Genomic DNA, 18,687 nt, shown 5'->3' with positions numbered 1-18,687 from the left:
CTCGTCGTGTTGCCTGGTTGACGGGATCGAGGGAGGGCACGTGGAGGTCGGCACCGGGATAGCGGGGCTGCTGCGGCGCAGGGCCGGGCTGCTGAGGACGCGGCTGCGGCAGCGGCGGACGCAGCGCAGGGTGTTCCAGGTCGCAACGGTGCTCTGCTCGCTCGCGCTGGCGCCGAGCGCCTGGGTGTGGTTCGCCGCCGGGGACCGGGTGGGCACCGTGGAGAGCGCGCCTTCCGCGCCGGTCGCCGTGGTCTTCGGCGCCGGGCTGTACCAGGGCAAGCCCTCCGCGTACCTGGAGCACCGGCTGGTCGCGGCGGTCGACCTGTACCGGGAGGGGAAGGTGCAGGCGATCCTGGTGACCGGGGACAACGGGCGGGTCGAGTACGACGAGCCCGACGCGATGTACACCTACCTGACCGAGCACGGGGTGCCCGAGGACCGGGTGGTCCGTGACTACGCGGGCTTCGACACCTGGGACTCCTGCACCCGGGCGCGCCGGATCTTCGGGGTGGACCACGCGGTGCTGGTCAGCCAGGACTTCCACGTCCGCCGCGCGCTGGCCCTGTGCGAGGCGGCGGGCATCCGCTCCTACGCCGTCGGGGTGCCGGAACTGCACGACGCGACCTGGCTGTACGGCGGGCTGCGGGAGGTCGCCGGGGCGGGCAAGGCGGCGGCCAACGCCTGGCTGCGGCCGGACCCGCTGTTCCTGGGGCCCCAGGAGGACGGCATCCCGAAGGCGCTGGCGGAGGCGGCGAAGCGGTAGCCCCCGGGCGCGGGCCGTCCGGCCGGGTTCGCACGCACTGTCGGACCCGTGCGCGATGATCGGCGGGTGCGATCTCTGCCGAGCATCATCCACCTCGACATGGACGCCTTCTTCGCGGCGGTGGAGCAGGCGGCCAAGCCGAGCCTGCGCGGCAAGCCGGTGGTCGTCGGCGGGCTCGGCGGACGCGGGGTGGTCTCCACGGCCTCGTACGAGGCGCGCAGGTTCGGGGTGCACTCGGCGATGCCGATGGCGCAGGCGCGCCGGCTCTGCCCCAACGCCGCCTTCCTGTCGGGGCGGTTCGAGGCCTACCGGCAGAACAGCGAGATCGTGATGGGGCTGCTGCGGCAGCTCTCCCCGCTGGTGCAGCCGCTCAGCCTGGACGAGGCCTTCGTGGACCTGGAGGCCGGTCCGTACGGACCGGCGCTGCTGGAGGCGGACCACGAGACCGGCGAGCGGCTGGTGCTGGCGCTGGCGGAGGACCTGCGGGCGGACATCCAGCGGCTGACCGGGCTGACCGGATCGGTCGGGGCGGCCGGGTCCAAGCTGATGGCCAAGATCGCCTCCGAGCAGGCCAAACCGGACGGGCTGGTGATGGTCGAGCCCGGGCAGGAGCGGGCCGTGCTCGGCCCGATGCCGGTGCGGGCGCTGCCCGGGATCGGGCCGGCCACCGAGCAGGTGCTGCGCCGGGCCGGGCTGAACACGGTGGCCGACCTCGCGGAGGCGGGGGAGGCGGAGCTGGTGCAGCTGGTCGGGCGGGCGCACGGCGCGGGGATCTTCCAGATGTCCACCGGGCTGGACGAACGGCCGGTGATCGCCGACCAGGACGCCAAGTCCGTGTCGGTGGAGGACACCTACGAGGTGGACCTCGCCGACCGGGAGCGGGTGCTGCGCGAGGTGGAGGCGCTGGCCGGGCGGTGCGTGCGGCGGCTGCGGGCGGCCGGGCGCTCCGGGCGGACGGTGGTGCTCAAGGTCCGGCGGTTCGACTTCTCGACGCTGACCCGCTCGGAGACGCTGGGCGGGCCCACCGACGACGAGACGGTGATCACCGCGACCGCGCGCCGGCTGGCCGAGCAGGTCGACATCACCGGCGGGGTCCGGCTGCTCGGCGTGGGCGTCGCCCAACTCGCCGACTACACCCAGGAGGACCTGTTCGCCCAGGCGCTGCGGGAGGAGGCCGCGGAGCACGCGGAGGCGGCGGCCGAGACCGAGGAGGCCGCGGAGGAGCCGGAGGCCGTCGTGGTGCGGCGCTGGATGCCCGGGCAGGACGTCCGGCACGCGGAGCACGGGCCGGGCTGGGTGCAGGGCAGCGGCGTCGGGAGGGTCACCGTACGGTTCGAGACGCCGTGGAGCGAGCGCGGGCGGGTGCGGACCTTCGCGGTGGACGACCCGGCGCTCGAACCCTCCCGGCCGCTGCCGCTGCGCCGGGACGAGGGGGCGGACGGAGCGCCGGACGAGGGCGGCGGTCCGGCGGAGGGCGCCTGAAGCGCGAAGCGGCCCCACCCGGTGGGGGAGTACCGGGTGGGGCCGATCACCGTGCCGGACCCCGTACGTTCGTGATGCCCTCGCGACGTACGGAGGCCGGGGCCCCGCGCCCTGTCCCTGAGCGCGGGGGCCGGACGCCCTGTCAGGCGTCGGTCTTGACCAGCTCGGGGCTGGAGTCCTGCTGGGCCGCGCCGCCGGCGACCGTCGCGGTGGCGGCCGCGGTGCCGCCGCGGATCAGGAACGGGACGACGCCGGCGACGGCGCAGACCACGGCTGCCGTCCAGAACGCGTGCTTGTAGGCGTCCAGGGTGGGCAGGGAGAGCGGGATCTGCGGCGGCAGCTTCATGGTGTCGCCGGTCAGGATGGCGGCCATGACGGCGGTGCCGATCGCGCCACCGACCGTGCGCAGCACGGAGTTCATGCCGTTGGCGATGCCGCTCTGCTCGACCGGGACGGCGCCGTTGATGTAGGCCGGCATCGCGGCGAAGGCGAGGCCGACGCCGAGACCGAAGATCGCCGAGGCGGTGTAGATGTCGCCCTCGTGCCCGTGGCGCACGGCCAGGTAGGCCATCGCGACGGCGCCGAGGACGCCACCGAGGACCAGCGGCAGACGCGGGCCGCGACGGGCGATCAGCAGGGCGCCGACCGGGGCGGCGACCATCGAGCCGATCGCGGACGGCAGCAGCAGGAGGCCGGCGTGCAGCACGCTGGCGGTGAAGCCGTAGTGGGTCAGCTTCTCCGGGGTCTGGGCGAAGTTGCTGATGACCATGAAGGAGCCGTACATGCCGAAGCCGATGAGCAGGCCGGCCACGTTGGTGAAGGCGACGGCCGGACGGGCCATCATCTTCATGTCCACGAGCGGGTGCGCGACCTTGGTCTCGATGATCCCCCAGACCAGGGCGACCACGGCGGCGACGGCGAACAGGCCGAGCGTCTTGTTGGAGGTCCAGCCCCAGTGGTTGCCCTGGCTGACCGCGACCAGCAGCGCGGAGAGCCAGCCGGCCAGGGTGAGGGCGCCGAGCGGGTCGGCGCCGCCCTCCTTGTCGGTGACCGGGTCGGTCGGGACGCGGAAGGCGACCAGGGCGATCGCGATCAGGCCGAAGACCAGGCCCATCCAGAAGATCGACTTGTAGTCCCAGTGCTCCAGCAGGAGGCCGGTGGCGACCAGGCCGAGGCCGGAGCCGACGCCCATCGAGGCGCTGATGGCGGCGACGCCGCCGGTCACCTTCCGCTTGGGCAGCTCGTCCCGGACGATGCTGATCGCCAGCGGCAGGACGCCACCGCCGGCGCCCTGGAGGACACGGGCGACGACCAGCCAGGTGAAGGAGTGGGTGCTGACCGCCAGCGCCGAACCGGCGACCAGGCCGGCCAGCGAGATCAGCAGCATCGGCTTGCGGCCCCGGAGGTCGCCGAAGCGGCCCAGGAGGGGAGTCAGCACGGCTGCGGAGAGCAGGTTGGCGGTCATCAGCCAGGTGATGCTGGACGCGGAGACGCTCAGTTCCTTGGCCAGCGAGGGCAGGATCGGGACGACCGCGGTCTGCACCACGCTGAACGACAGCATCGCCAGGATGAGGGCCGGCAGGACCCGGGCGCTGCTCTGCTTCTCGGCCGCGGTGGTGGGCTGTGGTGCCTCACTCACGGTTGCTTCCTCCCGTACATAGTGAATGAACTGAAGTAACCATGCAGGGAGATACTTCAGAGTGTCAAATATCGAGTGGTTAAGCTTTGGCAAAGACGAACGGTCGGGTACGCGACAAGGGAGGTCGGGTGCCCGGTCGGGCGCGCGACCAGGGCCCCGGACGGTGTCCGGGGCCCTGGTCGCGGGGCGTTGCCCCCGCGGTCAGACGAGCGGTCGCAGGCCGGCCGGGCGGGGCGCCTCGTGGGCCATGTCACGGGCCGCGTCGGGGGACGCGCCGGAGGGCGGGGCGGCGGAATGGGCGGGGGTGGCCGAGGCGGTGGGCCGGGTGGCGGTGGCGTCGTGGACCTCGACGTTCTCGCGGCGGAGTTCCTCCCGGACCACCTCCTCGGTCGTGTACCGCTCGACGATCAGGCGGACCCGCTCGACGGGGGCGAGGTACTTGCGCACCACCGCGCGTTCCTCGCGGAGGGTCACCTCCTCGACGGCCTCGGAGATCTCCTTCTCGGTGAGCGTGGCGCGCTCGGCGTCGCTGATCGGCGTCCGCTCGACCCGGACGCGCTCGCGGACCACCGGGATGCGGCGCTCCACCTGTTCGGTCGTCACGTACTTGCGCAGCTTCGCGGTACCGAGGGTGTGCCACTCGGTGGTGATCTCCAGCCGCTCCTCGCGGCAGGTGATCTCGACCGGGCTGCTGGGGGCGGACGAGGAGGCGTCGGCGTTCGCGGCGGCGGTGACGTTCGCGGCCGCGGCGGTGGCGGCCGCCGGGGCGGGCGTGGGGGCGGGCGTGGCGGCGGGCTGCGGCTGCGGCTTCGGCTCCACGACGGGGGCGGCGGAGGCGGTGCTGGCGGCGGGTGCGGCGAAGCCGGGCTCGGCCGGCGGGGAGGCGGTGGGGGCCGCGGGGGTGCTGAGGCTCCGCAGCTCGGCCTCCGGGGCGGTCCTGGTGGTGTCGGCGGCAACGGGCGCGGCGGCAACGGGGGGCCTGGTCGGTGCGGACTCGGGGGAGTGCTCGGGCGACCGCTCGGGTGACCGCTCGGGGGTGTGGAAGGTGAGCGACTTGGCCGGGGCCGCCGCGGTCGTCGTGGCGGCCGCCGCCGCCGTGGTGCCGAAGTCGAGGTCGGGCTGCCTGGGCCGGCTCCCGTTCTCGCCGTTCGGGCGGCTGTCCATCGGGGTGTCGAGCCCGTAGTAGCGGTAGAGCTGGAGCTCCTGGGCGGGGGACAGGTGCTGGCCGACGCCGAAGTCCGGCGACTCCTTCACCAGCGACTTGTCGTACGGCACCCGGAGCTCGTCGCCGGCGAACTCGCTCGTGGTCAGGGGGACGAAGGCGTCCCGGCCGAAGATGCCGGTCCGGACCGCGGCCCACTCGGGCCGGCCGGTGGCGTCGTCCAGGTAGACCTCGTCGACCGTGCCGATCTTGTCTCCGTTGCGGTCGACGGCTTTGTGGCCGATGAGGTCCCGGGGGTCGATGTCCGTCTGCACTTCTTTCCTCCCGCGCGCTGAACCTGCGGAACTCCCGCAGGAAGGCGGCCGGAGCACCCGATTCCGTCCGCCACTTCACACCAAAAGCCATGAATCGGACGAGCGCGACCCCGGGTGCGCCGTACGGGGTTGGCACTGGACCGTCCGGGGGACGCGCGTAGACCTCCAGTGACCAGACACACCCGTGATCGGGGGGCCTCCCGCTGGTACCCTGGGCGGCGACCGCAGAGCCCGCTCGGGAGAGTCTCCGATCACGAAAACCGCTGGTCGGAGCGCCGAAGGAGCAACTCCTCCCCGGAATCTCTCAGGCATCCGTACCGTGTGGGGTAGGTCACTCTGGAAAGCAGGGCAGGAGCGTCGGCACGGAAGCCGGCGATCACCACCCTCACCGACGGTGCAAGCCGGCGGAGCGCCCACAGCGCTCCGTGCGGGTGAAGCTCTCAGGTCCCGATGACAGAGGGGGAGGCCTGTTGGGTCCGCGCGCCCAGGCTCGTCCGCTGCCCGCAGCGGTGGAGCCGGCCGGCGTGCGTACCCCCGCCGGTCCGTGACCAGGAGGCCTCGACCACCATGAACGCCCAGCCGAACGCGGGACGCCCCACCGGCGCCTCGACCCTCACCGAGCTTGAGCTGGCCAGCCCCTTCGAGAACCGCCACATCGGCCCCGACGCCGCCGCGCAGGAGAAGATGCTGGCGTCCGTCGGCTACGGCTCGCTGGACGAGCTCGCCGGGACCGCGGTGCCCGAGGCGATCCGCTCCATCACCGCCCTGGACCTGCCCGCGGGCCGGTCCGAGGCCCAGGTCCTCGCCGAACTGCGCGAGCTGGCCGGCCGCAACCAGGTGCTCCAGCCGATGATCGGCCTGGGCTACTACGGCACCTTCACCCCGCCGGTGATCCTGCGCAACGTCATGGAGAACCCGGCCTGGTACACCGCCTACACCCCGTACCAGCCGGAGATCTCGCAGGGGCGCCTGGAGGCGCTGCTGAACTTCCAGACCCTGGTCTCCGACCTGACCGGCCTGCCGACCTCCGGCTCCTCCCTGCTGGACGAGGGCACCGCGGCCGCCGAGGCGATGGCGCTGGCCCGCCGCGTCACCAAGGTCAAGGGCGGCGTCTTCCTGGTCGACGCCGAGACCCTGCCGCAGACCGTCGCGGTGATCAACACCCGCGCCGTGCCGACCGGCGTCGAGGTCGTCGTCGCCGACCTGTCCGAGGGCATCCCGGCCGAGATCGCCGAGCGCGGCGTCTTCGGCGTGCTGCTCCAGTACCCGGGTGCCACCGGCGTGGTCCGCGACCTCACCCCGGTGATCGAGCAGGCGCACGGCCTGGGCGCGATCGTCGCCGTCGCCGCCGACCTGCTCGCGCTGACCCTGCTCAAGTCCCCGGGCTCGCTGGGCGCCGACATCGCCTGCGGCACCTCGCAGCGCTTCGGCGTGCCGATGGGCTTCGGCGGCCCGCACGCCGGCTACCTGTCGGTGCGCGCCGAGTACGCCCGCTCGCTGCCCGGCCGCCTGGTCGGCGTCTCCGTCGACGTCGACGGCAACCGCGCCTACCGCCTGGCGCTGCAGACCCGCGAGCAGCACATCCGCCGCGAGAAGGCCACCAGCAACATCTGCACCGCCCAGGTGCTGCTCGCCGTGATGGCCTCGATGTACGCCGTCTACCACGGCCCGGACGGCCTGGCCGACATCGCCCGCCGCACCCACCGCTACGCCGCCGCGCTCGCCGAGGGCCTGCGGGCCGGCGGCGTCGAACTGCTGCACGGCGAGTTCTTCGACACCGTCACCGCCGTCGTCCCGGGCCGCGCCGCCGAGATCGCCGCCGCCGCCCGCGCCAACGGCATCAACCTGTTCCAGGACGGCGCGGACCGGATCTCCGTCTCCACCGACGAGACCACCACCCGCGAGCACCTGGTCGGCGTCTGGGCCGCGTTCGGCGTCGAGCCGGTCGAGGTCCCCGAGACCGCCGACGCGCTGCCCGCCGCGCTGCTGCGCGAGGACGAGTACCTGACCCACCCGGTCTTCCACAGCCACCGCTCGGAGACCGCCATGCTGCGCTACCTGCGCCGCCTGTCGGACCGGGACTACGCGCTGGACCGCGGCATGATCCCGCTGGGCTCCTGCACCATGAAGCTCAACGCGACCACCGAGATGGAGGCGGTGACCTGGCCGGAGTTCGGCCAGCTGCACCCCTTCGCGCCGATCGACCAGGCCCAGGGCTACCTCACCCTGATCCGCCAGCTGGAGCAGCAGCTGGTCGAGGTGACCGGCTACGACGCCGTCTCGATCCAGCCGAACGCCGGCTCGCAGGGCGAGCTGGCCGGCCTGCTGGCCGTCCGCGCCTACCACCACGCCAACGGTGACACCCAGCGCGACGTCTGCCTGATCCCGTCCTCCGCGCACGGCACCAACGCGGCCTCCGCCGTGATGGCCGGCATGCGGGTGGTCGTGGTGAAGACCCTGGTCGACGGCGACGTGGACGTCGAGGACCTGAAGGCCAAGATCGAGCAGCACCGCGACAACCTGTCGGTGCTGATGGTCACCTACCCGTCGACCCACGGCGTGTACGAGACCCAGATCACCGACATCTGCGCCCTGGTGCACGAGGCCGGCGGCCAGGTGTACGTGGACGGCGCCAACCTGAACGCCCTGGTCGGCCTCGCCAAGCCGGGCAAGTTCGGCGCGGACGTCTCCCACCTGAACCTGCACAAGACCTTCTGCATCCCGCACGGCGGCGGCGGCCCGGGCGTCGGCCCGGTCGCGGTGCGCGCCCACCTGGCGCCGTACCTGCCGAACCACCCGCTGCAGGCGGAGGCCGGCCCGGCCACCGGTGTGGGCCCGATCTCGGCCGCGCCGTGGGGCTCGGCGGCCATCCTGCCGATCTCCTGGGCGTACGTCCGGCTGATGGGCGGCGAGGGCCTCAAGCGCGCGACCCAGGTCGCGGTGCTGAACGCCAACTACATCGCCAAGCGCCTGGCGCCGCACTTCCCGGTGCTCTACACCGGCCCGGGCGGGCTGGTCGCGCACGAGTGCATCATCGACCTGCGCCCGCTGACCAAGGAGACGGGCGTGACGGTGGACGACATCGCCAAGCGCCTGATCGACTACGGCTTCCACGCGCCGACGATGTCCTTCCCGGTGGCCGGCACGCTGATGATCGAGCCGACCGAGTCCGAGGACCTGTACGAGATCGACCGGTTCTGCGACGCGATGATCACCATCCGGGCCGAGATCGACAAGGTCGGCTCGGGCGAGTGGGCGGCCGACGACAACCCGCTGCGCAACGCCCCGCACACCGCCGCCACGCTGGCCGGCGACTGGGCGCACGGCTACTCGCGGCAGGAGGCGGTCTTCCCGGCGGGCGTGAACCCGGCGGACAAGTACTGGCCGCCGGTGAGCCGGATCGACGGCGCGTACGGCGACCGCAACCTGGTCTGCTCCTGCCCGCCGCTGGACGAGTACGGCGTCTGACCGGACCGGGCCCTCGGAGGTCCGACCCGCACGACAGGGCCCCGGCGGAGTTTCCGCCGGGGCCCTGCCCGTGGTGCTGTCGAGTCGGCGGCTGCCCCCGCCGTACGGCCGGACGGGTGGTCAGGCCGCGTGGGCGACGGGGCGGCGCGGGGCGATCACCCGGCCGTCGGGCAGCAGCTCTCCGGTGTCCTCGAACAGGACGACGCCGTTGCAGAGCAGGCTCCAGCCCTGCTCCGGATGGCGGGCCACCGACGCGGCCGCCTCGCGGTCCTCGGACTCGGCCGATGGGCACTCAGGACGGTGCTGGCACATACGCGTACCCTCGCTTCGCTCTGCGATCCTCCCCGTGGTGCGGTCGCCGGAGGCCGTGCCGTCCGGAACCGCCGCGGTGGTCGGATCCTGTCCGCACGCCGGCCAAGTGTGGACCGGCGTTCAAGTGGGTAGGACAGGGGGTCCTTCCACGCTGGTTCCCAGTGTCGGCATCCCGGGACCCGCGCGCAGGGATTTCGTGACATGCGCCACAACTCCCGGGTAGAGATCACCCGTTCAGGTGGGGCCGACGGGAAAAGGCGCACCAGTGGGTCAGTCGGGGCATGGCCCGATGAGGCCATGCCGGATGGCCCGGACGGGTGGTCGCCGTTCGGGTGAGGAGCCGCGGGGGCGGGTGCGCCGGCAGGGCCGGGGGACCGCGGGGCGCCGTGCGGGCGCGCGGGTACGGCCTCGGGCCGCCGGGCGGGTGGGCCCGGCGGCCCGAGGGGGCGTCGGTGGGTCAGGAGGAGCCGAGCAGCAGCGGCCTGGCGAGCGGGGCGCGGGCGAGCAGCGGCAGCAGTTCGGCGGCCGGGCAGGCGCGGTGCGCGGTGACGCCGAGCGGGGCCGGGGCCAGCGGGATCAGCAGGTCGGCGGCCGGGTCGCCGTCGGGGCCGTGCAGCCACAGCGCCGTGGCGTACTGGCCGGGGAACGTCAGCAGCCGGGGCTGTTGGCGGGTCCGGGAGGTCTGGGCGAGCTGCCAGGCCTCGCGCAGCGCCCGGACCGTCGAGTCGAGGTAGGGGCCCGCGGTGAAGTGGGAGAAGGTGTGGCCCTCGGCGCTCTGCACCACCTCGGCGGCGGCGGCCACCTCGGCGCCGTCCTTGATCAGGAAGCGCCAGCCGGTGCGGCGGGCGGCCGGGAGCTCCGGGCGCCCGCCGGTCAGGACGTGCACCGCGAGGGGGTGGGCGGGGAGCAGCGGGCCGGTCGGATGACGCAGTGCTGCGGCGGCGGGCTGGCGCAGTGCGGTCTCCGAGTCGAGCGCGCCCAGGACGGCGCGCAGTGCGCTCGGCGGGGGCTGGGGGGTTTGCAGAGTCATGGCGGGGTCCGCCTCTCCAAGCGAGATCGGCGTGCGAGTGCGGCATACCGGCGTGGCGGGCGACGCGTCTTCGGTGACGGGGGCCCGGTCGTGTCCGGTTGTGCAGGATCGCGGTGCCGGCGCGGTCGCCGCCGTCGACGAGGGCCTTCGGGGCGAGGCGGACCGGCCGGAGCGCTGTACCAATTCGAACAGATGCACAGGGTGATCTGTTTATCACAGGCTGTGGCGCCGGGCAAGTCTACAGTTCGTCTGATTTTCCGTCAGATGCCTTGCAATGCAAGCCAGTACGCGCATTCGGGTATCGATCTTCGAGGTGGGCATGATGCTTGCACGGTCGGTCGACCGGGTGCTCGACGGGTGACTCTGGAGGAGGGGACCGTGGGCGAGAAGGTCGTGGCGACTCGCGCGGAACTGGCGGACCGACAGCTGTACCGGCGCAAGCTCCACGCGTGTCTCGAAGCGCTCGGACGGATGCTCCGCGAGGACCGCTTCGACCGGCCGCGGGCGGTGATGGGCCTGGAGATCGAGCTCAACCTGGCCGACGAGCAGGGCCTGCCGGCCATGAACAACGCGCAGGTGCTGAGCGCGATCGGCTCCAGCGACTTCCAGACCGAACTGGGCCGCTTCAACATCGAGGTCAACATCACGCCGCACCGGCTCTGCGGGCACGTCTTCGAGGAGCTGCGCGAGGAGATCGACACCGGGCTGCGCTACGCCGACCGGCGGGCGGCCGAGGCGGGCGCCCGGATCGTCATGGTGGGCATCCTGCCGACCCTGGAACACGCCCACACCGGGCTCGACGCGATGAGCCACAACCAGCGGTACAGCCTGCTCAGCGACCAGATCCTGGCCGCCCGCGGCGAGGACATCGCCCTGGACATCGAGGGGGTCGAGCGCCTCCAGCTGGAGTCGATCACCATGGTGGCCGAGGCCGCCGCCACCTCGCTCCAGCTGCACCTCCAGGTGACCCCGGAGCGGTTCTCCTCGGTGTGGAACGCGGCCCAGGCGATCTGCGGGCCGCAGCTCGCGCTCGGCGCCAACTCGCCGTTCCTGTTCGGGCGGGAGCTGTGGCGGGAGACCCGTCCGGTGCTCTTCCAACAGGCCTGTGACACCCGGACGGCGGAGCTCAAGGCGCAGGGCGTGCGCCCCATCACCTGGTTCGGCGAGCGCTGGGTGGACTCGGCGTACGACCTGTTCGAGGAGAACCTGCGGTACTTCCCCGCGCTGCTGCCGATCTGCGACGACGAGGACCCGCTGAAGGTGCTGGCCTCCGGCGGCGCGCCCAGGCTCGCCGAGATGCGGCTGCACAACGGCACCATCTACCGCTGGAACCGCCCGGTGTACGACATCGCGGGCGGGGTGGCGCACCTGCGGGTGGAGAACCGGGCCCTGCCGGCCGGGCCCACGGTGGCCGACACCCTGGCCAACGCCGCCTTCTACTACGGGCTGGTGCGGGTGCTCGCCGAGCAGCCCCGGCCGATCTGGACCCGGCTCCCGTTCGAACGGGCGGACGAGAACTTCCAGCAGGGCGCCCGGTACGGCATCGACGCGGTGTTCCAGTGGCCGCGCTCCGGGCGGGCCGGGCGCGGCGGCGGGCTGCAGACCGTGTCCGCCGTCGACCTGGTGCTGAACGAGCTGCTGCCGATGGCCCACCAGGGCCTCGACGAGTGGGGCGTGGAGCCCGCCGACCGGGACCGCTACCTGGGCATCATCGAGCAGCGCTGCCTGCGCCGCGCCAACGGCGCGTCCTGGCAGGTCGCGACCTTCCACCGGCTGCGCGAGCAGTACGGCATGGACCGGCCGGCCGCGCTCGCGGCGATGACCAGGCGCTACGCCGAACACATGCGCGGCGGGGAGCCGGTGCACACCTGGCCGGTGGGCTGACCCCCGGAACCCGCCTCCCCGCCGGGGCGTCCCGGCGGTTGTGTCAGGATGATCGCTCCGGCGGTCGGCCGACGGCCGGAGCGACCGCCCCTCCGCTGGAGCCCCCGTGACCACCGTCCCGACCGCGCCGGAGACCGCGAAGCCCACCCGTCGGCTGTTCGGCGCGGAACTGCTGATCGTCCTCGGCCTCTCCCTCGGGGCCAGCGGGATCAGCGCGCTGATCAGCTTCACCGGCTCGCTCACCGAACCGCTCAAGCTCGGCCAGCAGGTCGCCACGCTGAACGGCTCGCGGGCGCCCGGGCGGCCCTGGCTGGACCTGGTCTGGCAGCTGTACTACATCGGGCGCGGGCTGATGCCGGTGGTGCTGGTCGGCTACCTGCTGGTGCGCGAGGGCGTCACGCTGCGGGTGCTGGGCTTCGACCTCGGGCAGAAGCTGCGCGACCTGGGGCGGGGCGCCGCCGTCGCGGCCGCGATCGGCGGGTCGGGGCTGGCGCTCTACCTGGCCTCGCAGGCGGCCGGGTACAACCTCACGGTGGCGCCGTCCGGGCTGCCGGACGTGTGGTGGCGGGTACCGGTGCTGGTGCTGTCGGCCTGGCAGAACGCCGTCCTGGAGGAGGTCGTCGTCCTCGGCTACCTGCTGCGCCGGGTGGGGCAGTTGGGGTGGTCGTGGCCCGCCGCGGTGGTGGCGAGTTCGGTGCTGCGCGGCTCGTACCACCTGTACCAGGGGGTCGGCGGGCTGATCGGCAACATGGTGATGGGCGTGGTGTTCTGCCTGCTGTACCGGCGCTGGGGGCGGGTGATGCCGCTGGTGGCGGCGCACGCGCTGATCGACACCGTGGCCTTCGTCGGGTACGCCCTGCTGGCCGGGCACGTCAGCTGGCTTCCGACCCCTTGAGCGAGAGCGCCTGGCCGCGCGGCGGACGGGCGAGCAGCCGGTCGACGTGCCGGCGTTCCAGGCCCTGGCCGGGGTCGACGGGCAGCAGCAGGCGGTCCCGGCGCCACTGGGAGCGGCGGACCAGCCGCGGCGGGATGACGTCGTCCACCCAGGCGAACGGCCGGCCGTCGGCGTAGCGCAGCAGCGGGGCCCACTTGGCGGCGGAGAACAGCTCCATCAGCGGGACGCGCGGGTCGCCGGGCTGCGGGACGTAGCCGGTGAAGGTGACCACGGGGAGCGGGTCCAGGCCGATCGCGGGGGCGATGTGGGTGTTGGCGTGCTCCTCCCAGGTGGTGGCCCAGACCAGGTCGTACGTTCCGGCGAGCTCGCGCAGCCACGCGCCGTGCCGGGCGGACAGCAGGACGGTGTAGCCGAACAGGGTGTGGGCGTCGAACCCGGCGTCCGGGTGCGGGCAGACCGGGTTCAGGACGCCGTCGACGTCCAGGAACAGCAGTGGCTTCGGCACCGGTGGCCCCTCGGATGCGGTGGTGTTTCCTGCCTGTTCGGACGACCCTCGCACACCTCCGGTTGCCCGCGGGCGGGCGCACGCGGGGCGCACGGGGCGCTCACGGGGTGGGCGCGGGCTCGCCGACGGGCACCGGTGCGTCCGACGTGCTCCGACGGCTCAGCCGGCGGACCTGCGGGTCCAGCAGGACGACCGCGCTGAGCACCAGACAGGCGACGGCGCACGCCCAGAGCGCGCCGGACAGGCCGAGCGCCACGGCCGCGGGGCCGGCCAGCGCCGTGCCGACCGGGGCCAGCGAGTAGGAGCCGAGCTCGTCGTACGCGGACACCCGGGAGAACATCTCCTCGGGTATCTCCTGCTGGAGCGCGACCATCCAGTTGACGCTGAAGACGGTGACGCCGGCGCCGGACAGGAACATCGCGACGACCAGCAGCGGCAGCGGCACCTCGGCGGCGAGGGCCACGGCGGGCACGCCGAACAGGAAGACCCCCCAGTTGCCGACCAGCAGGATCCGGCGGGGCCGCCAGCGGGTCATCAACACGCCGGCGGCCACCAGGCCGACGCCGTAGGCGGACATCGCCAGGCCCCAGGCGCCCGCGCCGCCGAGCCGCTCCTTGGCGGCGGTCGGCCCGTACACCGACTCCACCGCGTTGATGCAGGCGACCAGCACGGAGAACTGGAGCACGATCACCCAGAGCCAGCGGCGGGAGGCGAACTCCCGCCAGCCCTCGCGCAGATCGCGCAGCATGCTGGTGCCGGTGGACGCGGGGCCCTGCTCCGGCTCCAGGAAGAAGCGGAGGGCGGCGGCGGCCAGGAAGCACAGCGCGTCCAGGGCGAGCACCCAGCCGGGGCCGACGGCGGCGGTGAGGGCGCCGCCGAGGGCGGCGCCGCCGATCTGGGAGGCGTTGAGGCCCATCCGGAAGACCGCGAAGGCGCGGGCGGCGTGCTCCTGCGGGACGGCCTGCATGATCATGCCGCCGGAGGCGGGGGAGTAGAGGGCGTAGCCGGCCCCGCCGGCCGCGGAGAGCGCCAGCATCTGCCAGAGCCGGACCTCCCCGGTCAGCACCAGGGCGGCCAGGACGGCCTGGGAGACCCCGCTGAACACATTGGCGGCGACCATGATCAGGTGGCGCGGCAGCCGGTCGGCGAGGGTGCCGCCGACCACCATGAGCAGCACGGTGGGCACCAGCCGGGCGGCGGTGACGTAGCCGACCTCGGTGGTGGTGCCGCCGGTGCCGAGCACGGCGAAGGCGGTGGCGATGGGGGCGCCGGCGTTGCCGAGGCCGCTGATCACGGTGGCGGCGGTCTGGATGCGGAAGTTGCGGCTCGCCCAGGCGAAGCGGCGCGGGGACGGGAGTGGGGTCGGCACCCGGAGACTATGCCGTGGGGCCGTACGGGTGTCCATCCGGTTTACCCGCCCGGAGGCCCGGAGCGTGGGGTTTCGGCCGAGACGGCCCGATCGGCCGAGGCGCCCCCCTCAGCCGAGGTGGCCCCAGAGGAAGGTGAGGGTCCGGCGCCAGGCGATCCGGGCCTGGAGCGGGTCGTGGGTGCCGATCAGGTTCTCGTCGTTCATGAAGGCGTGCCCGGCCGGGTAGAAGTGGATCTCCGGGCGGACGTCGGTGGCCTCGCCGATCCGGATCGCCGCCTCGTCCACGGCGGCCATCGGGATCGAGCCGTCCAACTCGCCGAAGTGGCCGAGCACATGGGCGGTCAGTCCGCGGTAGTCGAAGTCCGGATCGGGCGGCAGGCCGTAGAACGGGACCACGGCGGCCACCTTGTCGCCGGCCCGGGCGGCCAGCAGCAGGGCGAAGCCGCCGCCCATGCAGAAGCCGACCACGCCGACCGCGTCGCCGACCACGCCGTCCAGGGCGAGCAGGTGGTCGACGGCCCCGGCCAGGTCCTCCACCGCCCGGTCGACCGGGAGCTCGCGCTTGAACCGGGCGGCCTCGGCGCCGTCGTGGGTGGTGGCGCCGCCGAACAGGTCGGGGGCCAGGACGGTGAACCCCTCGGCGGCGAAGCGGTCGGCCATGTCGGCGATGTGCGAGGTGAGCCCCCACCATTCCTGCACCACCACCAGGCCCGGCCCGACCCCCTGAGGCGGGCGGGCCAGGTAGCCGTGCGCGGTGCGGCCGTTGCTCGGGAAGGTGACGTTCTGCCGGGAGCCGCCCTCGTCAGGCATGGCTTCCTCTCGGTGGGTCGGGCCGCGTGCGGCGGGTGTTCGGCGGGGCGGGCCGGGTCAGCCCATCTCCTCCAGGGCACGGCCCTTGGTCTCCTTGATGCAGAAGACCACGAACGGGACGGAGAGCAGGGCGAAGGCCGCGTAGATGACGTACGTCGCCGAGAGGTTCCAGTCGGCGAGGTCCGGGAAGCTGACGGTGATCGCCCAGTTGGCGATCCACTGCGCCGAGGCGGCGACGGACAGCGCCAGCGCGCGGATCCGGTTGGGGAACATCTCGCCGAGCAGGACCCAGACCACCACGCCCCAGGAGAAGGCGAAGCAGAGCACGAAGACGTGCGCCGCGATCAGGGCGACGGTGGCGTGGGTGTTGTCCAGGGTGGCGGTGCTGCCGGTGCCCTCCCGGTAGGAGAACGCCCAGGCGGCGGTGCCCAGCGCGGCCGCCATGCCGATCGAGCCGGCCAGGGCGAGCGGCTTGCGGCCGATCCGGTCCACCAGGGCCATCGCGATCACCGTGCCGATCACGTTGATGATCGAGGTGGAGAGGCTGATCAGCAGCGAGTTGGACTCGTTGATGCCGACCGACTGCCACAGGAACGACGAGTAGTAGAAGATCACGTTGATGCCGACGAACTGCTGGAACACCGAGGCGCCGATGCCGACCCAGACGATCGGCAGCAGGCCGAAGCGGCCGCCGAGCAGGTCCTTGAGCCGGGGCTTGTGGGCGGACTCCAGCACCGCGCGGATCTCCGCCACCCGGGCGTCCAGGTCCACGCCCTCGCCCTCGACCTCCGCCAGCACCTTGCGGGCCTGCTCCTCGCGGTGGTCGGCGATCAGGAAGCGCGGCGACTCCGGGATGGCGAGCGCCATCAGCCCGTACACCAGGGCCGGGATGGCCTCGACACCGAGCATCCACTGCCAGGCCTGGATGCCGCCGAGGTGGTTGGTGGACTCGCCGCCGGCGGCCTGGTTGAGCGCCCAGTTGGCGAGCTGGGAGACGGTGATGCCGAGCACGATCGCCATCTGCTGGAAGGAGGCGAGCCGGCCGCGGTAGGCGGTCGGGGCGACCTCGGCGATGTAGGTGGGGGCGATCACCGAGGCGATGCCGATCGCGATGCCGCCGACCACGCGCCAGGCGGCGAGGGTCTCGATGTTCGGCGGGAACATCGAGCCGATGCCGCTGGCCGCGAACAGCGCGGCGGCCAGCAGCATCGTGCGGACCCGGCCGAGGTGGTCGGCGAGCCGGCCGGCGAGCACCGCCCCCACGGCCGAGCCGAGCAGGGCGATGGCCACCACGAAGGCGGTGGTGCCGTGGCCCACCGCGAAGTGCTTCTGGATGCCCGTCACGGCACCGTTGATCACCGCGCTGTCGTAGCCGAACAGGAAGCCGCCCATGGCGGCGGCCGCCGAGATGAACACCACGTGGCCGAGGTGGGCCTCACCGGCCGCCCGTTGGCTGTTGACTGAGGACACGCGCGCTCCCGGGGGTCGACGGGCCCGCTCCGACGCCGAGTGGGCAGGGCTCGTCTCACATTCGAGCAGCGCGGCGGCCGACCTGCCCGAGTTGGCGGCCGACCGGGTGATCCGGGGTCAGCCGGTGGCGTGCGGCCCGTCGGTGCGCCGTCCGGTGGTGCGCGGGAGGTCGGAGCGCGGGGCGTTGTCCGGGGGGCCGGCGGGGCCCTGCGGTGCGGTGCGCGGCCCGTCGGTGCGCCGCCGGTGACGGCGGAGCAACTGGGCGCGGGCGGCGGCGTACTGGTCCCGGCCGCGCCCCGGGCCGTCGGCGCGCTCGGCGAGCCGGTCGGCGATCGCGTACTGTGCCTCGGCCGGCTTCTTGTCGTCGTACTTGAACTTGGCCCGCACCTCGTCGACGGTCAGCCGGAGCGCGCGCAGCCCGGGCAGCTGCCGGGCCAACTCGCCCTCGCCGGGCACCACCCGGACCTCCGGCGTCTCCGGCTGGAAGTGCGCCAGCTGGCGGTTGAGGATCTCCGCCTTGCCGGCCGCGGACTCCACCACCTCGGCGGTGCAGTGGAAGTGGACGGAGGCGTAGTAGCTGGTGGGTGTGCCCGGTGCGCCGCGCCAGTGGCCCGGCGCGAAGGCGTAGCCGTCGGTGACCGCGAGGGTGACCTTCGGGTCGGCCCGGACGGCGGCCAGCAGCGGGTTGGGCGCGGCGAGGTGGAGCAGGATCTCGCCGTGTTCGACGTCCAGCAGGAAGTGGGTCGGGACCAGCACCGGGCCCTCGCCGGGGCCGCCGTTGGCGGCGAGCAGGCCGAAGTCGCGGCCCTCGGCGAGCCAGGCCCGCCACTCGGCCTCGTCGCCGCGGTCCCAGGATCTGATCAGCACGGGTGCGCCTCCCGTCAGCGGGGGTAGCCGCGCAGGTGCGCGGGGAGCGGGACGGTGGTGCCGGGGTGCGGCTCGGGGGTGCCGTGCACCGCGGTGACCGGGATCAGGCCGGACCAGTACGGCAGGTCGACGTCCTCCGGGTCGTCGTCGGCGCCGTCCTCGCGGGTCTTGGCCGAGACCTCGTCCAGCTCCAGCCGGAGGACGGCGGTGGCGGCGAGCTCCTTGGCGTTGGCCGGACGGACCTCGGCGGAGCGCCCCGGTATCGCGTGGTCGACCAGGGCGGCGAGCGCGACGTCCAGCTCCTCGGGGTCGGTGACCTGGTGCGCGGTGCCGTGGGCGACCACCGAGCGGAAGTTCACGGAGTGGTTGAACGCGGACTTGGTCAGCACCAGCGCGTCGACCTGGGTGACGGTGACGCAGACCGGCATGCCCTGCTCGCCGGAGGCGTTGCGCATCGGGCGGCTGCCGGTGGAGCCGTGGACGTAGAGCCGGCCGCCGACCCGGGCGAAGATCGTCGGCAGCACCACGGGGGCGCCGTCGACCACGAAGCCGAGGTGGCAGATGTAGGCACTGTCGAGGATGGCGTGGATCGCCTCCTGCTCCCAGGTGGCCCGGTCCCGGTAGCGGGTGGGGGTGGTCCTGGCGGTGCGGGAGTAGCTGGGCGACCCTTCCGGGGTGGCTGACATGACATCCTCTATGTACTAGTGCATAATTTGC

General features: G+C 73.4%; 14 protein-coding genes, 2 pseudogenes and 1 riboswitch. Of the genes and pseudogenes, 5 read left to right on the top strand and 11 right to left on the bottom strand.

What is annotated here, in order from left to right; genetic code table 11:
- Positions 1 to 40: 40 nt before the first annotated feature.
- Positions 41 to 763, top strand: coding sequence for an ElyC/SanA/YdcF family protein (locus ACGFSC_RS33530; RefSeq protein ID WP_359915015.1), 723 nt, complete (start codon positions 41 to 43; stop codon positions 761 to 763).
- A 66-nt stretch (positions 764 to 829) separates the two neighbouring features.
- Complete coding sequence (locus ACGFSC_RS33525; protein ID WP_359915018.1) at positions 830 to 2,245, top strand: DNA polymerase IV; 1,416 nt, start codon at positions 830 to 832, stop codon at positions 2,243 to 2,245.
- Positions 2,246 to 2,387: 142 nt separating this feature from the next.
- Here the strand turns inward: ACGFSC_RS33525 and ACGFSC_RS33520 are convergent, their stop codons facing one another.
- From ACGFSC_RS33520 to ACGFSC_RS33510, 3 genes and pseudogenes are all read right to left on the bottom strand, one after another.
- Positions 2,388 to 3,884 carry an MFS transporter gene (locus tag ACGFSC_RS33520; protein ID WP_359915021.1) on the bottom strand — a complete coding sequence of 499 codons (1,497 nt, stop codon included), beginning with the start codon at positions 3,882 to 3,884 and terminating at the stop codon, positions 2,388 to 2,390.
- Between the two features lie 201 nt (positions 3,885 to 4,085).
- Positions 4,086 to 4,550, bottom strand: a pseudogene (locus ACGFSC_RS33515) (YsnF/AvaK domain-containing protein); the annotation flags it as partial.
- Between the two features lie 426 nt (positions 4,551 to 4,976).
- Positions 4,977 to 5,360 (bottom strand): annotated as a pseudogene (locus ACGFSC_RS33510) (PRC-barrel domain-containing protein); the annotation flags it as partial.
- A 226-nt stretch (positions 5,361 to 5,586) separates the two neighbouring features.
- A riboswitch (glycine riboswitch) is annotated at positions 5,587 to 5,690 on the top strand.
- 237 nt (positions 5,691 to 5,927) lie between these two features.
- Between ACGFSC_RS33510 and gcvP the strand changes: the two are divergent.
- A complete protein-coding gene (gene gcvP / locus ACGFSC_RS33505) occupies positions 5,928 to 8,828 on the top strand; it encodes an aminomethyl-transferring glycine dehydrogenase (RefSeq protein ID WP_359907859.1) in 2,901 nt (966 codons plus the stop codon).
- Between the two features lie 120 nt (positions 8,829 to 8,948).
- Here the strand turns inward: gcvP and ACGFSC_RS33500 are convergent, their stop codons facing one another.
- Together ACGFSC_RS33500 and ACGFSC_RS33495 are read right to left on the bottom strand one after the other, a co-directional pair.
- Positions 8,949 to 9,140 (bottom strand): DUF5999 family protein, encoded by a 192-nt coding sequence (locus ACGFSC_RS33500; protein WP_188300053.1) that lies wholly within the window; start codon positions 9,138 to 9,140, stop codon positions 8,949 to 8,951.
- A 457-nt stretch (positions 9,141 to 9,597) separates the two neighbouring features.
- Entirely contained in the window at positions 9,598 to 10,170 is a 573-nt protein-coding gene (locus ACGFSC_RS33495) for a hypothetical protein (protein WP_359907856.1), read from the bottom strand.
- A 378-nt stretch (positions 10,171 to 10,548) separates the two neighbouring features.
- Between ACGFSC_RS33495 and ACGFSC_RS33490 the strand changes: the two genes are divergently transcribed.
- The gene (locus ACGFSC_RS33490; RefSeq protein ID WP_359907854.1) at positions 10,549 to 12,054 is read left to right on the top strand and encodes a glutamate--cysteine ligase; all 1,506 of its coding nucleotides are present in this window, start codon (positions 10,549 to 10,551) and stop codon (positions 12,052 to 12,054) included.
- 106 nt (positions 12,055 to 12,160) lie between these two features.
- Complete coding sequence (locus ACGFSC_RS33485; protein WP_359907851.1) at positions 12,161 to 12,949, top strand: CPBP family intramembrane glutamic endopeptidase; 789 nt, start codon at positions 12,161 to 12,163, stop codon at positions 12,947 to 12,949.
- On the opposite strand, the gene ACGFSC_RS33480 is transcribed toward ACGFSC_RS33485, so the two are convergent.
- From ACGFSC_RS33480 to ACGFSC_RS33455, 6 genes are all read right to left on the bottom strand, one after another.
- Positions 12,927 to 13,454: an HAD domain-containing protein gene (locus ACGFSC_RS33480; RefSeq protein ID WP_359907848.1), complete on the bottom strand. Its 528-nt coding sequence runs from the start codon at positions 13,452 to 13,454 to the stop codon at positions 12,927 to 12,929. The genes ACGFSC_RS33485 and ACGFSC_RS33480 overlap by 23 nt on opposite strands.
- Before the next feature lie 100 nt (positions 13,455 to 13,554).
- Positions 13,555 to 14,823, bottom strand: coding sequence for an MFS transporter (locus ACGFSC_RS33475; RefSeq protein ID WP_359907845.1), 1,269 nt, complete (start codon positions 14,821 to 14,823; stop codon positions 13,555 to 13,557).
- A 108-nt stretch (positions 14,824 to 14,931) separates the two neighbouring features.
- The gene (locus ACGFSC_RS33470) at positions 14,932 to 15,633 is read right to left on the bottom strand and encodes an alpha/beta fold hydrolase (RefSeq protein ID WP_359907842.1); all 702 of its coding nucleotides are present in this window, start codon (positions 15,631 to 15,633) and stop codon (positions 14,932 to 14,934) included.
- Positions 15,634 to 15,690: 57 nt separating this feature from the next.
- On the bottom strand, positions 15,691 to 17,103 hold the full coding sequence (locus tag ACGFSC_RS33465) for a sugar porter family MFS transporter (RefSeq protein ID WP_359907839.1): 1,413 nt from the start codon (positions 17,101 to 17,103) through the stop codon (positions 15,691 to 15,693).
- Between the two features lie 117 nt (positions 17,104 to 17,220).
- Entirely contained in the window at positions 17,221 to 17,970 is a 750-nt protein-coding gene (locus ACGFSC_RS33460) for an FMN-binding negative transcriptional regulator (protein WP_359907836.1), read from the bottom strand.
- Between the two features lie 14 nt (positions 17,971 to 17,984).
- Positions 17,985 to 18,656, bottom strand: a complete 672-nt coding sequence (locus ACGFSC_RS33455; RefSeq protein ID WP_359907833.1) for a pyridoxamine 5'-phosphate oxidase family protein — start codon at positions 18,654 to 18,656, stop codon at positions 17,985 to 17,987.
- Positions 18,657 to 18,687 lie beyond the last annotated feature (31 nt).

This window comes from Kitasatospora sp. NPDC048715, from assembly GCF_043198905.1.
GTDB classification, from domain to species: Bacteria; Actinomycetota; Actinomycetes; order Streptomycetales; family Streptomycetaceae; genus Kitasatospora; species Kitasatospora lactacystinica.
Note: the sequence above shows the minus strand (reverse complement) of the source record. Positions and strands in the feature narration are given on the sequence as shown.

Coding starts and splice junctions, on each gene's coding strand:
- ACGFSC_RS33470 (WP_359907842.1), bottom strand. CDS start 15,633: ATGCCTGACGAGGGCGGCTCCCGGCAGAACGTCACCTTCCCGAGCAAC.
- ACGFSC_RS33500 (WP_188300053.1), bottom strand. CDS start 9,140: ATGTGCCAGCACCGTCCTGAGTGCCCATCGGCCGAGTCCGAGGACCGC.
- ACGFSC_RS33455 (WP_359907833.1), bottom strand. CDS start 18,656: ATGTCAGCCACCCCGGAAGGGTCGCCCAGCTACTCCCGCACCGCCAGG.
- ACGFSC_RS33495 (WP_359907856.1), bottom strand. CDS start 10,170: ATGACTCTGCAAACCCCCCAGCCCCCGCCGAGCGCACTGCGCGCCGTC.
- gcvP (WP_359907859.1), top strand. CDS start 5,928: ATGAACGCCCAGCCGAACGCGGGACGCCCCACCGGCGCCTCGACCCTC.